15 protein-coding genes are annotated in these 16,154 nt (G+C 63.4%); 3 read left to right on the forward strand and 12 right to left on the reverse strand.

What is annotated here, in order from left to right:
- The 7 genes from ACZ1JX_RS21015 to ACZ1JX_RS21045 form a co-directional block, all read right to left on the reverse strand.
- Positions 1-2,442, reverse strand: a complete 2,442-nt coding sequence (locus tag ACZ1JX_RS21015) for a DEAD/DEAH box helicase (protein WP_010890960.1) — start codon at positions 2,440-2,442, stop codon at positions 1-3.
- Positions 2,443-2,550: 108 nt separating this feature from the next.
- Positions 2,551-2,913: a hypothetical protein gene (locus tag ACZ1JX_RS21020; protein ID WP_234027634.1), complete on the reverse strand. Its 363-nt coding sequence runs from the start codon at positions 2,911-2,913 to the stop codon at positions 2,551-2,553.
- A gap of 13 nt (positions 2,914-2,926) precedes the next feature.
- Positions 2,927-3,130, reverse strand: a complete 204-nt coding sequence (locus ACZ1JX_RS21025; protein ID WP_010890958.1) for a hypothetical protein — start codon at positions 3,128-3,130, stop codon at positions 2,927-2,929.
- A gap of 2 nt (positions 3,131-3,132) precedes the next feature.
- Positions 3,133-3,333 carry a hypothetical protein gene (locus ACZ1JX_RS21030; RefSeq protein WP_234007470.1) on the reverse strand — a complete coding sequence of 67 codons (201 nt, stop codon included), beginning with the start codon at positions 3,331-3,333 and terminating at the stop codon, positions 3,133-3,135.
- Positions 3,334-3,371: 38 nt separating this feature from the next.
- Positions 3,372-6,413: a MobF family relaxase gene (mobF, locus tag ACZ1JX_RS21035; RefSeq protein ID WP_010890957.1), complete on the reverse strand. Its 3,042-nt coding sequence runs from the start codon at positions 6,411-6,413 to the stop codon at positions 3,372-3,374.
- 3 nt (positions 6,414-6,416) lie between these two features.
- Positions 6,417-8,747: a type IV secretion system DNA-binding domain-containing protein gene (locus tag ACZ1JX_RS21040; RefSeq protein ID WP_010890956.1), complete on the reverse strand. Its 2,331-nt coding sequence runs from the start codon at positions 8,745-8,747 to the stop codon at positions 6,417-6,419.
- Positions 8,734-9,024, reverse strand: coding sequence for a ribbon-helix-helix protein, CopG family (locus tag ACZ1JX_RS21045; protein ID WP_010890955.1), 291 nt, complete (start codon positions 9,022-9,024; stop codon positions 8,734-8,736). Before ACZ1JX_RS21045 ends, ACZ1JX_RS21040 begins: the two co-directional genes overlap by 14 nt.
- A 454-nt stretch (positions 9,025-9,478) precedes the next feature.
- On the opposite strand from ACZ1JX_RS21045, the gene ACZ1JX_RS21050 reads away from it, so the two are divergent.
- Positions 9,479-9,706: a hypothetical protein gene (locus ACZ1JX_RS21050; protein ID WP_041551550.1), complete on the forward strand. Its 228-nt coding sequence runs from the start codon at positions 9,479-9,481 to the stop codon at positions 9,704-9,706.
- A gap of 128 nt (positions 9,707-9,834) precedes the next feature.
- On the opposite strand, the gene ACZ1JX_RS21055 is transcribed toward ACZ1JX_RS21050, so the two are convergent.
- Both ACZ1JX_RS21055 and ACZ1JX_RS21060 read right to left on the reverse strand, forming a co-directional pair.
- Positions 9,835-10,146 carry a hypothetical protein gene (locus tag ACZ1JX_RS21055; RefSeq protein WP_010890953.1) on the reverse strand — a complete coding sequence of 104 codons (312 nt, stop codon included), beginning with the start codon at positions 10,144-10,146 and terminating at the stop codon, positions 9,835-9,837.
- Positions 10,147-10,579: 433 nt separating this feature from the next.
- Positions 10,580-11,623, reverse strand: coding sequence for a DUF2493 domain-containing protein (locus ACZ1JX_RS21060; RefSeq protein ID WP_010890951.1), 1,044 nt, complete (start codon positions 11,621-11,623; stop codon positions 10,580-10,582).
- 983 nt (positions 11,624-12,606) lie between these two features.
- On the opposite strand from ACZ1JX_RS21060, the gene ACZ1JX_RS21065 reads away from it, so the two are divergent.
- Entirely contained in the window at positions 12,607-14,094 is a 1,488-nt protein-coding gene (locus ACZ1JX_RS21065; protein ID WP_010890949.1) for a Fic family protein, read from the forward strand.
- A gap of 19 nt (positions 14,095-14,113) precedes the next feature.
- Positions 14,114-14,389 (forward strand): hypothetical protein, encoded by a 276-nt coding sequence (locus ACZ1JX_RS21070; protein ID WP_010890948.1) that lies wholly within the window; start codon positions 14,114-14,116, stop codon positions 14,387-14,389.
- A gap of 12 nt (positions 14,390-14,401) precedes the next feature.
- Here the strand turns inward: ACZ1JX_RS21070 and ACZ1JX_RS21075 are convergent, their stop codons facing one another.
- Genes ACZ1JX_RS21075 through ACZ1JX_RS21085 form a run of 3 tightly spaced genes read right to left on the reverse strand, consistent with a single transcriptional unit; the run spans position 14,402 to position 15,921 of the window.
- On the reverse strand, positions 14,402-15,274 hold the full coding sequence (locus ACZ1JX_RS21075) for a hypothetical protein (protein ID WP_010890947.1): 873 nt from the start codon (positions 15,272-15,274) through the stop codon (positions 14,402-14,404).
- A 15-nt stretch (positions 15,275-15,289) separates the two neighbouring features.
- Positions 15,290-15,679, reverse strand: a complete 390-nt coding sequence (locus tag ACZ1JX_RS21080; protein WP_010890946.1) for a type II toxin-antitoxin system VapC family toxin — start codon at positions 15,677-15,679, stop codon at positions 15,290-15,292.
- The gene (locus ACZ1JX_RS21085; RefSeq protein WP_010890945.1) at positions 15,676-15,921 is read right to left on the reverse strand and encodes an AbrB/MazE/SpoVT family DNA-binding domain-containing protein; all 246 of its coding nucleotides are present in this window, start codon (positions 15,919-15,921) and stop codon (positions 15,676-15,678) included. Before ACZ1JX_RS21085 ends, ACZ1JX_RS21080 begins: the two co-directional genes overlap by 4 nt.
- Positions 15,922-16,154: the final 233 nt, after the last annotated feature.

A 16,154-nucleotide genomic window follows, 5' to 3' on the forward strand; every position in this document is an offset into this window, starting at 1 on the left:
TCATCGCGGCATCGCGGCCGAATGCTGGGCGACAGGCGATATTGCCGAGCGTGTCCCGCTCCTGGCCAAGGGCTTCCTAGCCTTGCGCTTTCGGTTTGTCCGAGGCTTGAGTTTGACGTCGATCTTTCCCGGGCGCGCAGCATTTTTTAGTTCCTTCAGAAATGCGGCAAGGAATGAGGGATTCCTCTGGACCCAGGCCTTCAAAATTTTGCCGAGGCCGCTGCTTGCAGGGGGAAGGGCCTTGTGTTGTGTCACCCATGCAATCATCTCTAGCTGCCGTTGTCGGCGCGAGGCGTCCCGTTCGACATAGGAAATCCCCTTCGGAATCAGGTCGGGACGGACCCGCTCGATCCGCTCCCGCACATCGGGACGGGTCTTTGAACCAAAAGGCGAGAGCCAGCCACTCAGCCGATTTCGGTCGGCCGTGCCTTGCGCAGGTGGCTCTTCGCCGCGTTCGATTAGTCCGACTATCCGCTCGATGTTCAAGTCGGTTTCATGCTTCAGCCGCATGCGCCTGTCCTGCTGCGGCTCATATTGTCCCAAGACGGCCAAGCGTGCCGCGAGATCAGGCCGAAAGTAGGGGCCAGTTGCAATCAAAGCGCGAGAAAACTGCTGCCCTTCAAAGGTCCTTTGCGACGGACGCGGTTTGCCTGCCTCGATCGCTGCGACAATGGCATCGTCCCGGTCCATCCGGTCGAGTACAACATCCGACAGAACACAGCCCCACCTGGTCGCAAGAGCAGGCGTGGCCCGGTTGAGACGGCGATGAAACATCAAATCATGGAGAGAATCCAGTTTGGTGCAGCAGCGCCGCAGAGCGTTGACCACGGCAGGCGGATAGTCTTCTGCGCGCTGGCCCTGCTCAAGCCCTTCCAGGAAACGCTCCGCGAGTTCGGCTACAACAGACTCGTCCAGTTGTTCGTCCGGCTTGAGGAAAGCGGCATCGAGCGTTGCTCGGCTGACTTCGGCATATCCGGCAACCTGGTCGAACTCGAAAAGCGGCACATGTGCGCGGGTGATTGCTTCGCCCGTCCAGGAGCCCTGCGACCAGAAGCTGCGCGGCCCGCCGCCGACGCTGCCGCTCATCGCGTTGGCAATCGCACCTGCCTCGATAATTGCCTCAGCTGTGAACTGCGCACTGGGTATGTCCGCACGAAGCGCGGCCTGTACCCCCCCGAGAAAGGCCTCGGATAACTGGCTCGCTCGGGCCCCGGCGACTGTCTTAACGTCGACCGCATAGTAATACTGACTGCGCGGCTTGCCTGGGGCCTTGCGCGTTAGCCGACCGATCTTCTGAACCGTTGCGCGCAAATTGCGCGGCGACCACGAACAATCGAAACCCAGACGCAGCCCCGGTGAATCGAACCCTTCGCGGAGCCGGAATACGACGCAAGCAACCCTGACCGAGCCGTCCTCCCTGGCAAACGCCTCTCGCGCCGCAATACCGTATTCCATTTCGGCGACGCTATTGCCGGGATCATGGATGATGGCTTCGGCGCGTTCCCCGCTCGGGAGCCGGTCGGCGATGTATTGCGCACATTCACGAGCATAGGTCTGATTGGGCAGCCAGAACATCGCGCGTTCGGACATATGTCGCTGCAGATAGACGTCGGCGAGAAGGCGGATGCGATGGCGCACAATGGTCGAAACGTCAGATGGACGCAACGAGCGGTCGAGCAACTTTTCGACCTGACCAGAAAGGTCATCATAGGCGAGCTCGGCACAATCCTGCTCAACTACGAAGCTTTGCCTCGCAAGCGACGAAAAGGCGGCCCCCGAGCTCTTTTCCAACTGTGCGACCGCGGCTCGCAATCTGAGACCGCAGTCGATCCGGACAATGTCCGTCGCATTGAGCAGTTCGAGATTGAACGCCTCCTGCATTCGCAGGACCGCAGAGCAACCCTCCCGAACTCCAAGTACCGCCTCGTTGACGTCCCAGGGAGTTGCCGAAACCCAGACGACTTTCCTTGCTGTCGCGCGGATTGCCTGAAAGGAGACATTGCTGTCCGGCCCATCGCCGCCTCCGATGTGGCATTCATCGACAAAAACCAGATCGGGCGAAGCCGTGCCCACGAGTTCCTGGAGCCGGCCTCGCCGGACTGCTTCGCGATAGGATTGCCACGTTGTGCAACGCCATGACGCGCGGTTGGAGATCACGCCAGCGGCAGCGAAGGCATCAAACTGACGGGAAGTCTGGTCAACGATATCAACGCTATGCGCAAGGTAGACCTTGGTCTCCTCTGCGCGGAGCTCGCCGATAAGCGCCATAGTAAGGGTCTTGCCCGATCCGGTGGGGGCCTCAAGATAGGCATGGCTCGAGGTTCTGAGGATCTCGGCGACCCGTGCTGCAAGGCGCGTCTGGTCAGCGCGTGGCTGCCATAACGCCTTGCGCCGCCTATTGCGGGCGACGGAGGTAGGCGGGGCATCGGCAGTAGCGAGCATTGGATCTCTCCTGGTTTGTGCGTGGCGAAGGCAGCGCCCAACCGGTCGACAATGAATGAGCGGGTCGGCGCGGCCCGGTGGGAGGTGACCCGGACCGCGCCTTCCCGATCAGGCGTAGACTGCGCGGTCGACACACTCGATGCAGTCGACTTCGCTCCCTTCGCTGACGGAATGATGATGGGCGTGCGTGTCCTCGTCCGGGCAATCCGAACAGAGGCCTTGCACTTCATGCTGGGCGCGCGGCACGCCGGCCTTGGCATCCCCTTTGCGCGCTTCGAGCGCTTCGCGCAGGCGCGCGAGCTTCTGCCGGACCTGCTCGGTCATGGCCTCCCTGTCGGTTGCCCGCTGCGCGGCGGCGGGGGTCGCTGCGGTCGCCGCCGGCTCCTGCGAGCTCGGATTCGCCGCGAGGGCAGGGGTGGCCGTTACCGCAAGCAACGGCAGGACGAGATAGAGAGTACACTTCATCATCATTCTCCTTGGGTTTTCAGAAAAAGCCGGTCCGCCGACCGAACGAGAGGTCGGCTTGCGATGAATCCCCGAGCGCCGACCGGCGCACGCTCAGGGTGACACCCCGCTTGCCGCGGGCGCGGAAGTGGAGATCTGATGGATCGATGTTGTTGCGCTCGGCCCAGTCCTGCGCGTCGCGCTCGCTGGCAAAGTCGCCGATTTCGTCATGCTCGTAGGCCATGGTCAGTCTCCAGGATGGGCAGCCGGGGGAGGGGTTGGCGATTGAGGAAGGGACGGGGCGGCCTCAGCGAGGAGCGCGACCACCGTTGCCGCGAGCGCGACGGCGAGCATCGCGGCGATCGCCAGGCCGCGCACCGCCGGCTCGGAAGACAAGAAAACCAGCACCGCCAGCCAGACCAGAGTTGCCTGCGCGCGATCGAACACGCGGCCCGCGGCGTCGGGAGAAAAGGCAAACCGAGCCCTCACAGGTCGAGCCCCAGCGTCTTTTCCGGGCGCATCTGCTTCACCGGCGCCTCCGCCACCTTGCCGAGCACTGCGTCGAGCTTGGCCTTGAGCTCGGGGCTCATGCGGAGTTCGGGCACCTGCCGGGTATCGATCGGGTTCACATGGCGCGGCTCAACCTCGACCTTACCGGTGACTTCGAGCGCTGAGGTCTTGTTGCCGGGCGTGCGGTCGAGTTGCTGTTTCAGGCCTTCGAGGTTGTTGGTGACGACGGTCATGTCGTCAGTGGCGCGGGTATTGAGGACGTTCTGCGTGCGCTGGGTGGCAAGGTTGCGCTGGGTCGAAGAGATGACCTCGATCGCCTGTGGCTTGGTCATGCCCTGCGCCATGTGAGCGTTGAGCGCATAGCCAAGGTCGAGACGGCGCAGCATCGGATCGCCGGGGACCAGGACAAGCTGCCGCTTGTCCGCAAGTTCGACCCGGATGCCTTCTGCTCGCGCCTCGAGCACGGTGGCGTAGGTCGACTTGGCAATGTCTCGGGACCCGTCCTTGTCACGCCAAAACACGGTTTCGCCGTCGTGGAGGCGGATCTGCTTCTCTTCATGAAGCCCGAGCCGGTCGAAGCGGTGATCGGGATTGATCCGGTCAGGATCGATGACCTTGCGCTTGCCATCGCGCTCGAGCACGACCTTGCCGTCCTTGCGCACCTCGCTCACCCGGTATTCGCCGGCCTTGAGGCCGATCTCGCGCACCTCCATCCGCGCCTCAAGCACCTGACCCACCCGGTAGGTCGAGGCGAACCGCAGCTCCTCGCGGGTGGCGTTGACGCTCTGGAGGGTCGCCAGCGGCACGCCCGCGCCGCTCAATGTCCCTTCCTTGAGCAACCCCGCCTGGACCCGAGCGTTGATCTCGGCGCGATCGTCACGCCCGGCGGTGAAGATCGCGGTCGCTTCGCGCTTGTCGGGTTCGAGCGAGAGCCACAGCTCGGCGGCGCGGGCGACATGGTCGGGCCCTGCTTCGATTACGCGGCCGTGCGCGGCAAGCAGGTCAAGTGCGAGGCCGGCATGGCCCTCGTTCGAGAGCCCCGCAACTGCGAGGAGAAGCGGCGAGTTCTTCTGGCGTATGTTCTCATCCATCCGCACGGTCGCCTGACCAGAGGCCTGCGAGACCGCGAACATCTTGCCCTGCTCGATCGCCGACAATTGCTGGCGGTCGCCCATGAACGGCGCCTTGGCGAGGTCGAGCTGCTCGGCGAGCGTCACCAGGCGCAGCATGTCGCGCGAGGAAACCATCGAGCTTTCGTCGGTGATGATGACGGTATTGGCGAGCGCAGCCTTCGCTGCCTCGTAGCGCTCGCCGCTGCCTGCAGCGGCCGCCGAGCTGTAGGTATTGAGGAACCGGGCGATGGTATAGGCTTCGATCCCCGCCTCGCGCATCTGGTCGGCCGACATGCCCTGACCGCCGCCACCGCGCAGATCAGCGACCATCTTGTTCTGGAAAGCGAGCCCGACAAGCTTCACGCCTTCCGCGTCCAGCACCTTGTCGAGTGCGCCTAGCAGGGTGGATTTGCCCGCACCGGCGACGCCCTGGACGTTGAGGAAGCGATCGCCGCCTGAGAGGATCGCCACGCCCGCCGCGAGTTGGCCTTCGTTGAGTTGCCAGGTGTCCACCCCGGCACGCTCGCGCCCAAGTTCACGCGCGGCCTCCTGCAGCCGGGTCATCGCCGCCTCGGGCGGCATGAAGGCGCGGCCCTCGCCATGACCCCGCTCGATGGTGTCAAGGATGCGTTGCTCCATGGCCAGTGCGGCCGGCGTGGTCACGAGATCGGAGTGCCCGTCGAGCCGGTCCGACTTGCCGGGGATCAGGTGCCCGTCGCGAATGAGCTCGCCAATTCGCTGGACCACTGCGCCGCCCTCGAGGCCCTTGATATGGAACCCCAGCGCGCTCGCCAGGATTGCCTGCGGCGAGAACGCTGCCTCGCGCTCGGAGAGATGACGGATCGCCGAAGCGGTGGCGTGCTGAGCCTTGATGGTGGCGGCCGACAGGAACAATGCTGCGGCCCCGCTCACGGCAAGCGGACTTGGGGTGCGCAGCGCGGCGTTGATCCGGGTCGAAACTTCGCCGATCGCGGCCGTGGCCGTCTCGCGGAAGCTCGGCCGCGCCTCGACTTCGGCGCGCGCCTTGGCTGCGGCAACAAGAGCCTTGCCGTCGAACCCGAGCTCGGCCGCGCGCTGCTGCCAGCCCTCGACCAGTGCGCCGCGATCCTCGACCGCCAGCTTGGGATCGCGGGTATAAAGCGTGATCTGCTTCTTGGTTTCGAGGCGGGTTGCCCCGACCTCGGCGATCTTCGCCTCGATCTCGGTGGTGCGGGTCGAGAAGGCCTTGATCACCTCGGCGGGCACGCCCTTGATCTCGAACGACCCGTGTTTGCCGGCAGCCTCGGTTTCGTAGCCGAGCTTCTGCAACTGGGCGCGGAAGGCGGCGTGGTAGAACTGGCCGATCGTGGTGTTGTTCTTCCAGATCTCGCCGTTCCACAGCGCCTTCCAGGTGCCCTTGGGATCGCGAGTCAGATTGGCGACGACGGCGTGGATATGCCCCTGCGGATCGAGCGCGCGGCTCGTATCGTGGGCGAACAGGGCATAGACGAGGTTACCGGTCTTCTGGGGTTCGCCGCTGCGGCTGCGCTCATAGTTGCGGCTCTCGGCGAACTGCTTTTCGACAAGCTGCGACATGGTCGATTTGACCGCCGCCAGGTGCGCATCGATGATCCGCCGGTCGCCGCTGACCAGCGCCAGGATCGAGGCAGACTTGGGCATCGAGAAGGTGAGATCGAGACCCAGGCGCCGACCTTCGACCTGCCCGACCATCTCGCCGTCGGGCAGCCGCCCATTGAGCACGCCCTCGAACGCATCGCGCTCGACCTGCCCCTCAAGCCCCAGCGCGCGCGCACCTTCGCCGCCCCAGACCCCCGCTTCCGCGTGCTCATCGGCCGAGTAGTAGTTGTCGTTGGCGAAGTAGTCGGCAGCGCCGCTCGACGACCGGACGGAGGCGATCGAGTGCATGGCCTAGAGCTCCGGTCCGTCGTCACGGGAATGCGATTGGTCCTCGATCCCCTTGGCGGTCTTCGCGCCGCGCTCAGATTCCTTGTCGGGGATGGCGGGGTCATTGAGTTCGCGGGACCCGACGGTGCGCTGCGCGGCAGGCTTGGACGCGGAACTCTTTTCAGCCTTCTGACTCGGGTCCTGCTCGCGGCTATTGGTGCGTTCGTTCTGAGGCGCTTGCTCCAGACGAAATGCCATCTGCTTGCCGACACTGGGATCAGGATTTGGTCCATCGGGCATGATTTCCGGCGCATTGGCGTCGGGCTCGAGCGCCGGTGACAACGGCACTGCGGGGTCGCGCCCAAGGTCTTCGCCGCGCGGCTCCAGTTCCGGTTCGCCGCTGCGGTCCCGGCCGCCGGTCTCGGCGACTTCATCGTCACCCTTGGGCATGGAGATGAACTCGATAGGCTCGACGTTCTCGCGCAGAATGTAGCCCTCTGCGACCTTGGGGTAGTCCTTGTAGGTGAGCCTGATCCGCGCCGCATCGAACCCTTCCGGAAAGACCAGGAACCCGCGCAGCGAAGGCAGGCGCATGATGTCATCGGGGATCACCAGCGGCTGCACTTCCGAGCGCGGGGTAATGGTCGCGGCGTCGCGGATGTTGGAATAGCCGTAGCTGTAGGCCTCATCCATCATCCGCACTTCGCGGTGACCAATGTAGTCCGAGCAGTGCTCGGCGGTGTCGCGATCGGCCGCTGCCAGGATCAGCTTGGTGCGGGCCAGCGAGGCAAGGTTCTGCGCGCCTTCCTTGCCATAGGTCTCGGCTAGCTTGGCGAAGGAATGGATGCCGAGCACGAAGGCGCCGCCAAAGCCGCGCGCAGTCTGCAAGCCGTCTTCGATCGCTGGCAGGCGGTGCAGCGCATGGACTTCGTCGAAGAAGAACCAGGTGCGCAATGACCGGGTGCGCGGCAGCCGCATCAGGGTATGCACCGCAAGGTTCATCCACAGCGACAAGAGCGCCCGGTTGAGCACCAGTTCGTTATGCGAAGAGGTAATGAACAGGATCGAGCCCGGCTTGTCCTGGTGGCGAATCCAGTCGCAAATCGAGAAGGGTTCCTTGCCTTCGGGAATAAACAACAAGGCCTGGGCATTGGTGTTGAGAACTGCACGGACAGACTCGGCCATGCGCGCCGCGACTGGCGCGGTCAGCGGCTCGGCAATGGTATTGCGAAGCAGTTCGTGGACCTCTTCAAGGTCGGCCATCATCAGCCGGTAGGCGAGTGCGGCGTTGGTCGCCTGGCCGAGCTTCATGAGCTGGACGCAGGTCTGCACAAACAATGTCCTTGCTCCCAGCATCCAGAAGGGGTCCGAGCCGCCGCCGTCGGTCGGCAAGATGGCTGATGCGATCGCGGTGAAGTCGGCGTAGTTCTTGCCCTCGTCGAACAGCGACCAGCTCGGGCAGCGCTCGTCCATCGGGTTGAGGATCGTGTCGGTCTCGGGGTTATAGAACGCCTCGACGTAGGCCCCGGTAAGATCGAACACGACCGCCCGATCCTGGCGCACGCGCATCTGCGCGATCATGTCCCGCATCTGCGTGGTCTTGCCGGTCCCGGTCGACCCGATCATGATCGTGTGAGCCTGTTCGCTCCGCCACGGAAACGATACGCCGGCGATGTTGTAGACGTGGTGGATGCCGGCGGCCTTGCGCTCGGCAAAGCTCATTTTCATGACGTCGTCCATGGTCTTGCCGGGCATCCGTTCGGCAATCTCCTGGGCAAGCGCGGCGCTGTTGTGCTGGTTGATCACGGCGGCAAGCTCCTTGGCGTCGACCAGCATCGCGCCGCGCTGGTGGCGTTCTTCGAGGATCGCCTTGCCGCGCTTGCGCGAGAGGTCGATGAACCAGACCGAAAGCGGCACCGCGACGAACAGCGAGATGAACAGCGAACCCCAAATTGCGCGCATCAGCTTGTTCCAGGCGATGACGACATCAGGGTGGCTGGCGATCATCGAAACGGGGGCAGGGATCACGCGGCCGGAGGGCAAGGTTAGGTTGAGGATCTTGCGCGGGCTGAACTCCATGAAGCTCCATCCCTCCGCATAGATCCGCATCAGGATCATCTGCACTTCATGCTCGTGAAGCAGCAGCGCGAGGACGATCGAGAGCGCGATCAGGAACGTGAAGAACCACACCAGCAGCGGCATCTTCGCCGAGGAAAACCACATCAGGAATTCGTGCGTGATGAGCTGCGAGCCGCGAGTGAAATTGCCCGCGTTGCGCGGCATGTTCCCGCGCGCCGAATGGTGCTTGAGCTGGCCGGGGCGGGCCTGATCGGACCAGGTGTCAGGACGACGCATAGAGCGCCTCCACGCGGCGGTCGGCTTCCGCCATCAGGGCTTCATGCGCATCGGGAAACTGGCGCTGGATCAGGAGATCGATGCCGAGGAACAGATACTCGGATGAGAACTGCCGACGCCGCTCGGTTTCGGTGCTGCCGGCGAAGGCTTCGAGGTACAGGGTGAGCGCGTCGCGCAGAATGATCGAGGGCGTCAGGCCGCGCGCAGCCTGAACCTTCTCGACGCCATTTGCGAGGTCGCGCGGTATCCGAACCGTGAGCCGGACTTCATCTGCCATAACCAGACCCTCATCAGGGCCTGGTGGGAATTGCGCAGCGCCGTTTTAGGCTATGCGGGTCTCATTGGCAATGCCGAGGGTGTCAGCGGGCCATGTCAGACAGGGTCTGACGCAGGAATGACGGTATTCTGCGGGGTTTGGAGGATGTCAGACCCCGTCGGACATTTGCTCTTGGCCCAAACCCACGCATTTCCGTCATTTTCCAGACGGTCCTGCCGTGTACGGTCTGCACCTCTTCCCCTTGATCCTGTAGCGTTGATGGCTCGCGGGTTTTGGTGATTTTGCCCGAATCCGGGTGGGCCTTTCACGGCCTGCCAACGGTAGCCTGGGCCGCAGGATTGCACGCAGTCTGCAGATCCGACCGGGGCGATACAGGGCAGGGGGCTTGCCAAGCTGGCCAGGATGACGATCCTCGCGCGCGGGAGGTTTCAGCACCAACCCAAGAGGTACAATCATGGCCAGGAAAGGAAGTCTCGAAGCGGAACGAGCAGCGATCGCGAAGGAGCGTCAAGCGTTGGAAACGCGCGAGGCGAAACTGCGTGACAGCGAGCGGGCGGCAAGCGTTGAACTGATGCAGAAATCGGTTCTCGGCAAGGCGCCGTTCGAGAGGGTCGAAGGCTTCTTCGCCGCTCTCGCAAAGCTCGGTCTGGACGAAGCCGAGAAACGCCTTCGGGCAAGCTGAAACCGGCCTTGCAAAAGGCCAGCGCAGCCGGGGTTCGATGCCCCGGCTGCGCTTTATCTGGACACGCAAAAAAGGGGGGCCGGAGAGCCCCTCAGCGGAGCCCTCCGGCGCTGCGAACTTTGGTCATTTCAGAACGGGCAATCCGCGTCCCATTCGGGATCCATCACCACGCTCATGAAGCTTGCGGCGCGGGCGATGTTCGCCTCGTCGAAGTCGTCAGCCATCATGCCGGGGACGGAATGGACGATCCGGTCGATCAGGTCCTGGGGCAGGGCGTTGTAATCGCCTTCGTCGATGGCGAGGAAGCAGCCGAACTCGTCCTCGATGACGTGCTGGTCGAAGAAGCTGTGCTGGGCCCTGATGCTGGCGGCGCGTACTGCGGCGTCATAGCTGATGGGGTCGAAAGCCGGGATGTCGAGGGTCTTGGTAAGAGCGTTCATGTGAGCCTCCTGTCAAAGGAATTGAAGAGGTCTCCTCGGGGATGGCCGAGCTTGGTCCGGGTCAGGAACGGGTCGCCCGCGGCCCGCCGCGCAGCGGGGGTGGGGGTGCCGATTTTTTCGCCTTCTTCAGGCGTAAAAATTGGGGGAACTGCCCTTCTTGACGCGGGCCAATGGCGGCCATCATGCTTGGCAAGTCTGCGAGAGTGTTTAACCCTGTTGGTCAGCGCCCCGGTCGCCCCAAACACGGGTGTTGCCTGCCCGGCCGATGCGAAGGCTTCGCGCCCCTGCCAGCAGGCCGCAAGGCCGTTACAGGCGGGGGCAAGAAGCGAGCGAGCCGGGCCATTATTTCGTGCGTCCCGATCGACAAAAAAGAAGGGCATCCGGCGGTGAGACCGGACACCCTTCTGGTTGATTGGGAAGGTGGCGCCCCCGCTCAGAACGGCGGGAGATCGTCGCCATTGGCAACCCGCTTCATCGCTAGGCGTTCAGCCTGCGCCGGGTCCTTGGCGCGCTGCGCTGGAGGCTCGTGCTGGGCCGATGCGTCGCGCACGATATGCAGGGGGATGCGGGCCTCACGCAGCCGGTCGGCAAGGTTCGCCTGAATGCCGCCGCCGCTACACACCACCGCCTCGACCGGCTTGAAGGCCAGCATGCGCGCATTGCGCTGATAGGGCGCCGAAGGTCCCCGCGAGGTATCGGGCTTGCACAGGATCACCGGCACATTGTGGCGCGATGCCCAGGCGGCTGCGATCACGTCCGCGCCCTTGTTCTGGGCGGTGGTTGCCAGCGCCATCGACGGCACCCGTGCGTGGATCGCATCGAGGTAGTCTTCAACGAGGGCAATGTCGGTGAACTGCTGCCCGCCCGAGAACACCACGACTGGTCCTGAGGGGGCGAACTGCTCGCGCCGCTGTGCCTTCTGCGCCGCGAGATAGTCGCGCGCCTCGATCATCGAGGCGTTGGTCTTGGACGAGACCCGCGAGCCGCGCACCGGCGAGAAGGGCCGGCCGGTCTCGACGAGGTAGATGCGGGCGGCATGGTCGCGCATGCATTCCATCGCGTCGCGGCATTCGGCGAGGCTGCGGGCCTGCATGGTCAGGTCTTCAAGGTCGGTCGCATAGACCTCGCTTGGATCGTATTCGCGCAGCTTCTCCTGCAGCCGGTTGGCCATCGCATCCTCGCGGTCATCGAGGCGTTTGGCGACGACGTGGAAGCTGTTGGCGATCCCCCAGGCGACCTCGCTGGCGAAATCCTCCATCCGGGTGTCGCGGAACAGGTCGAAGACCGTTGCCAGCATCATCTCGATGGCTGATTGCGCGGTCTCGGGATCGGGCATTTCGCTGCTGCTCGGTTCGTGCTCGATCGAGAGCTTGGCAAACTCGGTCTGCTCCATGAATGCCCGGGCGTAGTCGGGTGTGGCGATTTCACGCGCATAGTGTTCGGCAAGGTCGGCGAAGTTCGAGAAACGGTCCGTCATGATAACCTCCAAAAGGAATTTTCTCTCATCACACTGATGAAAGATGCCCATCGGAGGGACGCCGGAGTCAGGCAGTCAGGGACGGCGGCGCGAACGCGCTGCCGCCGCGAACAGCGGGCGCGGGGGGAGCCGATTTTTGCTCGCAAGGCGGTTAGCCGCCGCAGGCCAAAATCGGGGGGCACCCGCGATCCTTGACGGCCGCCAATCTCCCAGGCGTCATGCTATGGCGATGCTGATTTCGCTCAGCCACCGAGATGAGAGAGAGATTACGGTTTTGCCCCCGCACCCCTCTGGGCGTTCGGGGTTAACCGCAAAACGCCACTCCTCTACGCCCCGCCTGACCATCCTGAACGAGGACGGTCATGGGCGCGCGGCGGGGCGCTCTGGCTGCGCCAATTCTGGCGCGGCCCAACACAAAGCGGACCCCTTGCCGGAGACAGTCAGTCGGCCCGTGGCCCGGTGCATCGCACGGGCGCGGGGCGGCGACGAAGGCGGAGTGCAAGAGTGCCGGCGGCCCAACGCGAGGAACTTCGCACCCGCAGGAGCGCAGCCCGCAAGGGCGCGCGGGACCGAGTGCGGCAATCTTGACGGGGCCGCTCATTCGTTAGCGCGCTGGGGGAAGGGGAATTGCTTTGAGGATAAGATGCACAGGCTCGCCAAATCTGTTTGGAATGTTAGGATACGAGGCATGTCCAAGGCGAGCCTTGCCCCCCATGATGAACTGGCCCGGCGAAACCGGGACAGGCAGCGCCTTCGTGCAATCTTGCGGGAAGGGGCACAATCTGCGCCGGGATGTCCTGCTGATCAGCGATATTTCGCGGCGCTCCGTGCGCGGGTGGCGCAGTGTGCAGATGGGCCATATCCCGGGGCCAGTGCGTAATTCGCGAAAATTCGCTCATATTGCGTCTTAAGTATCATTTTGTCGCATAAAGCGCTTCTTAAATCTCGAATCTTCAGGTATGAGGCTCCGCAAGGAGCAAACAATGTCCAGAAATTCGCTCGCGGCGCTCCCTGAAGTTTTCGTTTCGGACGCAGCGATCTCCAAAGCTGTCTATCAGGCGGTGGAGCGCGGGGAATTGCGCAAACTTGGCTCGCGCCTCTACACTCGCAATCTCGGCGAGGAACCTGAACGACTGGTGCGGCGCAACTGGTACAACCTCGTCGCCGCATATTATCCTGATGCGATCATTGCCGATCGCACAGCGCTGGAAGGAAAGCCGGCCGAGGATGGTTCGGTATTCCTGATCTCGTCGAAGCGACGCGAAACCGAGTTGCCAGGCCTTGTCTTGCGACCGAGGTCGGGCCCTGCAGCTCTCGACAGTGATCGCCCGTTCAGTGGGGTCCGGCTAGCTTCGACGGCCAGGGCCTATCTCGAAAACATGCGGCCGACGCGCGGGCGCGGTGGCCGGATATCGAGAACTGTATCCCGCGCCGAACTGGAAGAGCGGCTCGACCGGATGCTGCGCAGCCAGGGTGAGGGGGCCATCAATCGGCTGCGTGACGATGCGCGGGCGCTTGCATCGGCACTCGACTACGAGGCCGAGGCCGCCGAGCTCGACGGCCTGATCGGCTCGCTACTCGGGACTCGCGAAGCGGTGATGCAGAGCGAAATCGGCAAGGCTCGTCTGGCGGGGCATCCGTTCGACCCGGCGCGCGTCGAAATGTTCGAAGAGCTGTTCTCGGCATTGCGCGAGACCGTACCGGAGCGCCGGCCCGTACCCGCGCGTAGCGCAGAGGCGACCTCGACCCTGGCGTTTTACGAAGCCTATTTTTCGAACTTCATCGAGGGCACCGAGTTCAGCGTCGAAGAAGCCGCCGATATTGTCTTCGAGGGTGTCATACCGACCGAACGGCCCGCGGACGCGCATGACGTACTTGGCACCTTCCGAGTGGTTTCGGACCTGGTCCGCATGAAGGTTCTGCCAAGCGATTATGCGTCCTTGCGCGAATTGCTCATGGACCGACATGCCGCCGTTATGGAAGCGCGCCCTGACAAGCTGCCGGGAGCCTTCAAGCAACGCGGCAATCAAGCGGGCGCGACAGTGTTCGTCGCGCCCGATCTGGTCGAAGGTACGCTCGATCGAGGCTTCGGCTTCTTGCAGGCCCTAGGCGAACCCTTCCAACGGGCCATTTTCATGATGACGCTGGTCAGCGAAGTTCATCCCTTCGCTGACGGCAATGGCCGGATCGCGCGGATCATGATGAACGCCGAGCTGCTGGCGCATGGCGAAGAGCGCATCATCATCCCGACGGCCTATCGCACCGACTACCTGAGCGCCCTCAAGGCATTCTCGCACAATCGCCAGACAGCGCCGCTGATCCGCATGCTCGATGTCGCGCAAGCATTCACGCACGCCGTTGACTGGAGCACCCTGGAATCGGCGCGGGCCATGCTGATGGCCAGCAACGCCTTCGATCAGGGTGAGGACGCAAAGCTTCGGCCCGTAGCCATCGGACTTGGCCGCACATGATCAGGCAGGAAGGTTGAACATGGAATTCGACGACCAGATGCGGCGCTTCTTTGGGACCGATGATCTCGGAGCGGTTTCACCCGCAGCAATGGCCAGCGGCGTCGAACGGATGCAGGTCGAGTTCGGGCTCGAGCCCGACAAGGGCCGCAGATTCGCGATGTGGTCCCTGCTCTACATGCTGGGCTCGGCACCCGACCTCGATGTTGCCTTCAAGGACGATCGCGACCGCGATGCGGCACGCACGTTCATGGACCTGCTGGACCAGGCGAATGAGGACGCAAGCGGACCGCGCTAAGGCGCTAACCGTTCAATGGAGCGTTTCGCCATCGCGATTGCGGACGGGTTCCCTGTCCGTGCAGTGAGCAAGCCACTCTATGGCACCATGGGTGCAGAACCAGTCGATCCCGAGTTCCTGAGCATACCATGCAGCTTCGCTCTCGCGGCCGGGCGAATAGGTGCCGGATCCCTCGTGCCAAAGCCCTGAGTTGGCGAGATAGTGCGGGATGTGGCGATTGGCGAGGTAGGCCTTCGCCGCCATGTCGCGCGTGTGCTCGCAGTCGCCTTGCATCCGGTAGGCAAGCAGCACGCGGGTGAATTCCATGAAGGCCGAGATTTCATCACGGTGCTTGTCGAGCAAGTCTTCCGCTGCCTGATAGGCATCCGACCGGATTAGCCATATCAGAAGGACGTAGCGCAGACCTTGATTGTCGTTCGGATTTAGGTCGAGCATCTCGTGCAAGTGGGCGATTGCGGCGATCCGCTCACCCTTGTCACAAGAATACCAGAGATCCTGAGCCAGCGCGAAACGCGCGCGCATATAAGGGCGGGTATCGAGAACCAGCCAGAAATCGCCCTTGACCTCGGCAAATCGTCGTTCGCCGACCGCGAGTTCACCGGCGCAAACCGCACGCAAAAGATATTCGCGGCGCTGCGAGTCCGAGAGATTGCGAAGCTCGGAGAGTTGCAGCCAGGCATCAGCACAAAGCGGCGACCGGGCGAGGGCCTTGCGGGCCAGCAAATTGCGACGCGTCCGGTCAGGCTCGTCCCAAGCGTCATAGGCAAACTGCTGCGCTTCGTTGATATCGTCGGAACTGCCGCCGCCGCCGCTGCTGGAAAGCTTGCGCAGTCCATCGCAATCCGGGAAGCGCTCGAGGTCGGAGCCGGATTGCTTGGACGTCATCTCAATTGCCTTCCCTCAGCGAATGACTGCGACGCTAACCCCGGCGGCGGCGGCAACGGTCCGCCACTGCTTGTCCGCAGTCAGGGCTGGGAGGCCATCGCGGCGGGCCAGTGCAAGGCAGAACCGGTCGCCGAGCGACAGGCCGGCTTCGGCCGTCGCGGCGCGCAAGCGTCCGGCGATCGTGGCAAGGCCGTGGTCCGCATCGACGATGGCCATCGGCAAGGGTTTCAGCATCGCATCGACTTCGCCCGCTGGCATGCCGGCGTGAATGAAGTGGCTGACGACTTCGGCAAAGTTGACGCTGGACATGCGAGCATCCGCGATGGCGTCGGCAACCTTGTCGGCTCCGGGCTCGTCCCGGAGCAAGGCAAGGAGCGCTGAGGCATCGAGCACCACTTCGCTCATTCGCCGGATTCCTCACGGCGGCGGGCAAGGAAGGCATCGACCGAGGCCTCGGACTTGCCGCCCGTGTACTTTTTCGCGAGCGCCTGCGCGTGAGCGATGGACTGCGCGACCGTTCGCAAGATGACGCCGTCCTCGGTTTCCTCGACCAGCAAGGCGCCGCCACCAGCGAGGCCGAGCCGCTTGCGGATATCGGCAGGCAGGCTCATCCGGCCGTTTGGCGTGATCGTCACTTGAACCGTCATGGCAGTGCTCCAGGTCGCTTGGCATGCCCCTACACGAGGCAATGTTCGGACATGAATTGCATCTTATGCCATAAAACAGAAAACGTGTCACATGCACCGCATTATGGCACGATCGTCCGGATTGATAATAAGTATTATGTTAATACCGATACCATAACTGTCCATGTAAACTGTGTCCAGTGTGATGGCGAAAGGCTTGCAGTCACGGGGGTCTTTCAACAGTATCAGCGACC

The sequence above is a fragment of the Novosphingobium sp. BL-A-41-Hi4A-0G genome (genome assembly GCF_055521735.1).

What these genes read in the sequence shown, in the direction of transcription:
- ACZ1JX_RS21065 (WP_010890949.1), top strand. Translation starts at nt 12,607, where the DNA reads ATGTCCAGAAATTCGCTCGCGGCGCTCCCTGAAGTTTTCGTTTCGGAC.
- ACZ1JX_RS21020 (WP_234027634.1), bottom strand. Translation starts at nt 2,913, where the DNA reads ATGATGATGAAGTGTACTCTCTATCTCGTCCTGCCGTTGCTTGCGGTA.
- ACZ1JX_RS21055 (WP_010890953.1), bottom strand. Translation starts at nt 10,146, where the DNA reads ATGAACGCTCTTACCAAGACCCTCGACATCCCGGCTTTCGACCCCATC.
- ACZ1JX_RS21070 (WP_010890948.1), top strand. Translation starts at nt 14,114, where the DNA reads ATGGAATTCGACGACCAGATGCGGCGCTTCTTTGGGACCGATGATCTC.
- ACZ1JX_RS21080 (WP_010890946.1), bottom strand. Translation starts at nt 15,679, where the DNA reads ATGAGCGAAGTGGTGCTCGATGCCTCAGCGCTCCTTGCCTTGCTCCGG.
- ACZ1JX_RS21015 (WP_010890960.1), bottom strand. Translation starts at nt 2,442, where the DNA reads ATGCTCGCTACTGCCGATGCCCCGCCTACCTCCGTCGCCCGCAATAGG.
- mobF (WP_010890957.1), bottom strand. Translation starts at nt 6,413, where the DNA reads ATGCACTCGATCGCCTCCGTCCGGTCGTCGAGCGGCGCTGCCGACTAC.
- ACZ1JX_RS21075 (WP_010890947.1), bottom strand. Translation starts at nt 15,274, where the DNA reads ATGACGTCCAAGCAATCCGGCTCCGACCTCGAGCGCTTCCCGGATTGC.
- ACZ1JX_RS21025 (WP_010890958.1), bottom strand. Translation starts at nt 3,130, where the DNA reads ATGGCCTACGAGCATGACGAAATCGGCGACTTTGCCAGCGAGCGCGAC.
- ACZ1JX_RS21040 (WP_010890956.1), bottom strand. Translation starts at nt 8,747, where the DNA reads ATGCGTCGTCCTGACACCTGGTCCGATCAGGCCCGCCCCGGCCAGCTC.
- ACZ1JX_RS21045 (WP_010890955.1), bottom strand. Translation starts at nt 9,024, where the DNA reads ATGGCAGATGAAGTCCGGCTCACGGTTCGGATACCGCGCGACCTCGCA.
- ACZ1JX_RS21085 (WP_010890945.1), bottom strand. Translation starts at nt 15,921, where the DNA reads ATGACGGTTCAAGTGACGATCACGCCAAACGGCCGGATGAGCCTGCCT.
- ACZ1JX_RS21050 (WP_041551550.1), top strand. Translation starts at nt 9,479, where the DNA reads ATGGCCAGGAAAGGAAGTCTCGAAGCGGAACGAGCAGCGATCGCGAAG.
- ACZ1JX_RS21060 (WP_010890951.1), bottom strand. Translation starts at nt 11,623, where the DNA reads ATGACGGACCGTTTCTCGAACTTCGCCGACCTTGCCGAACACTATGCG.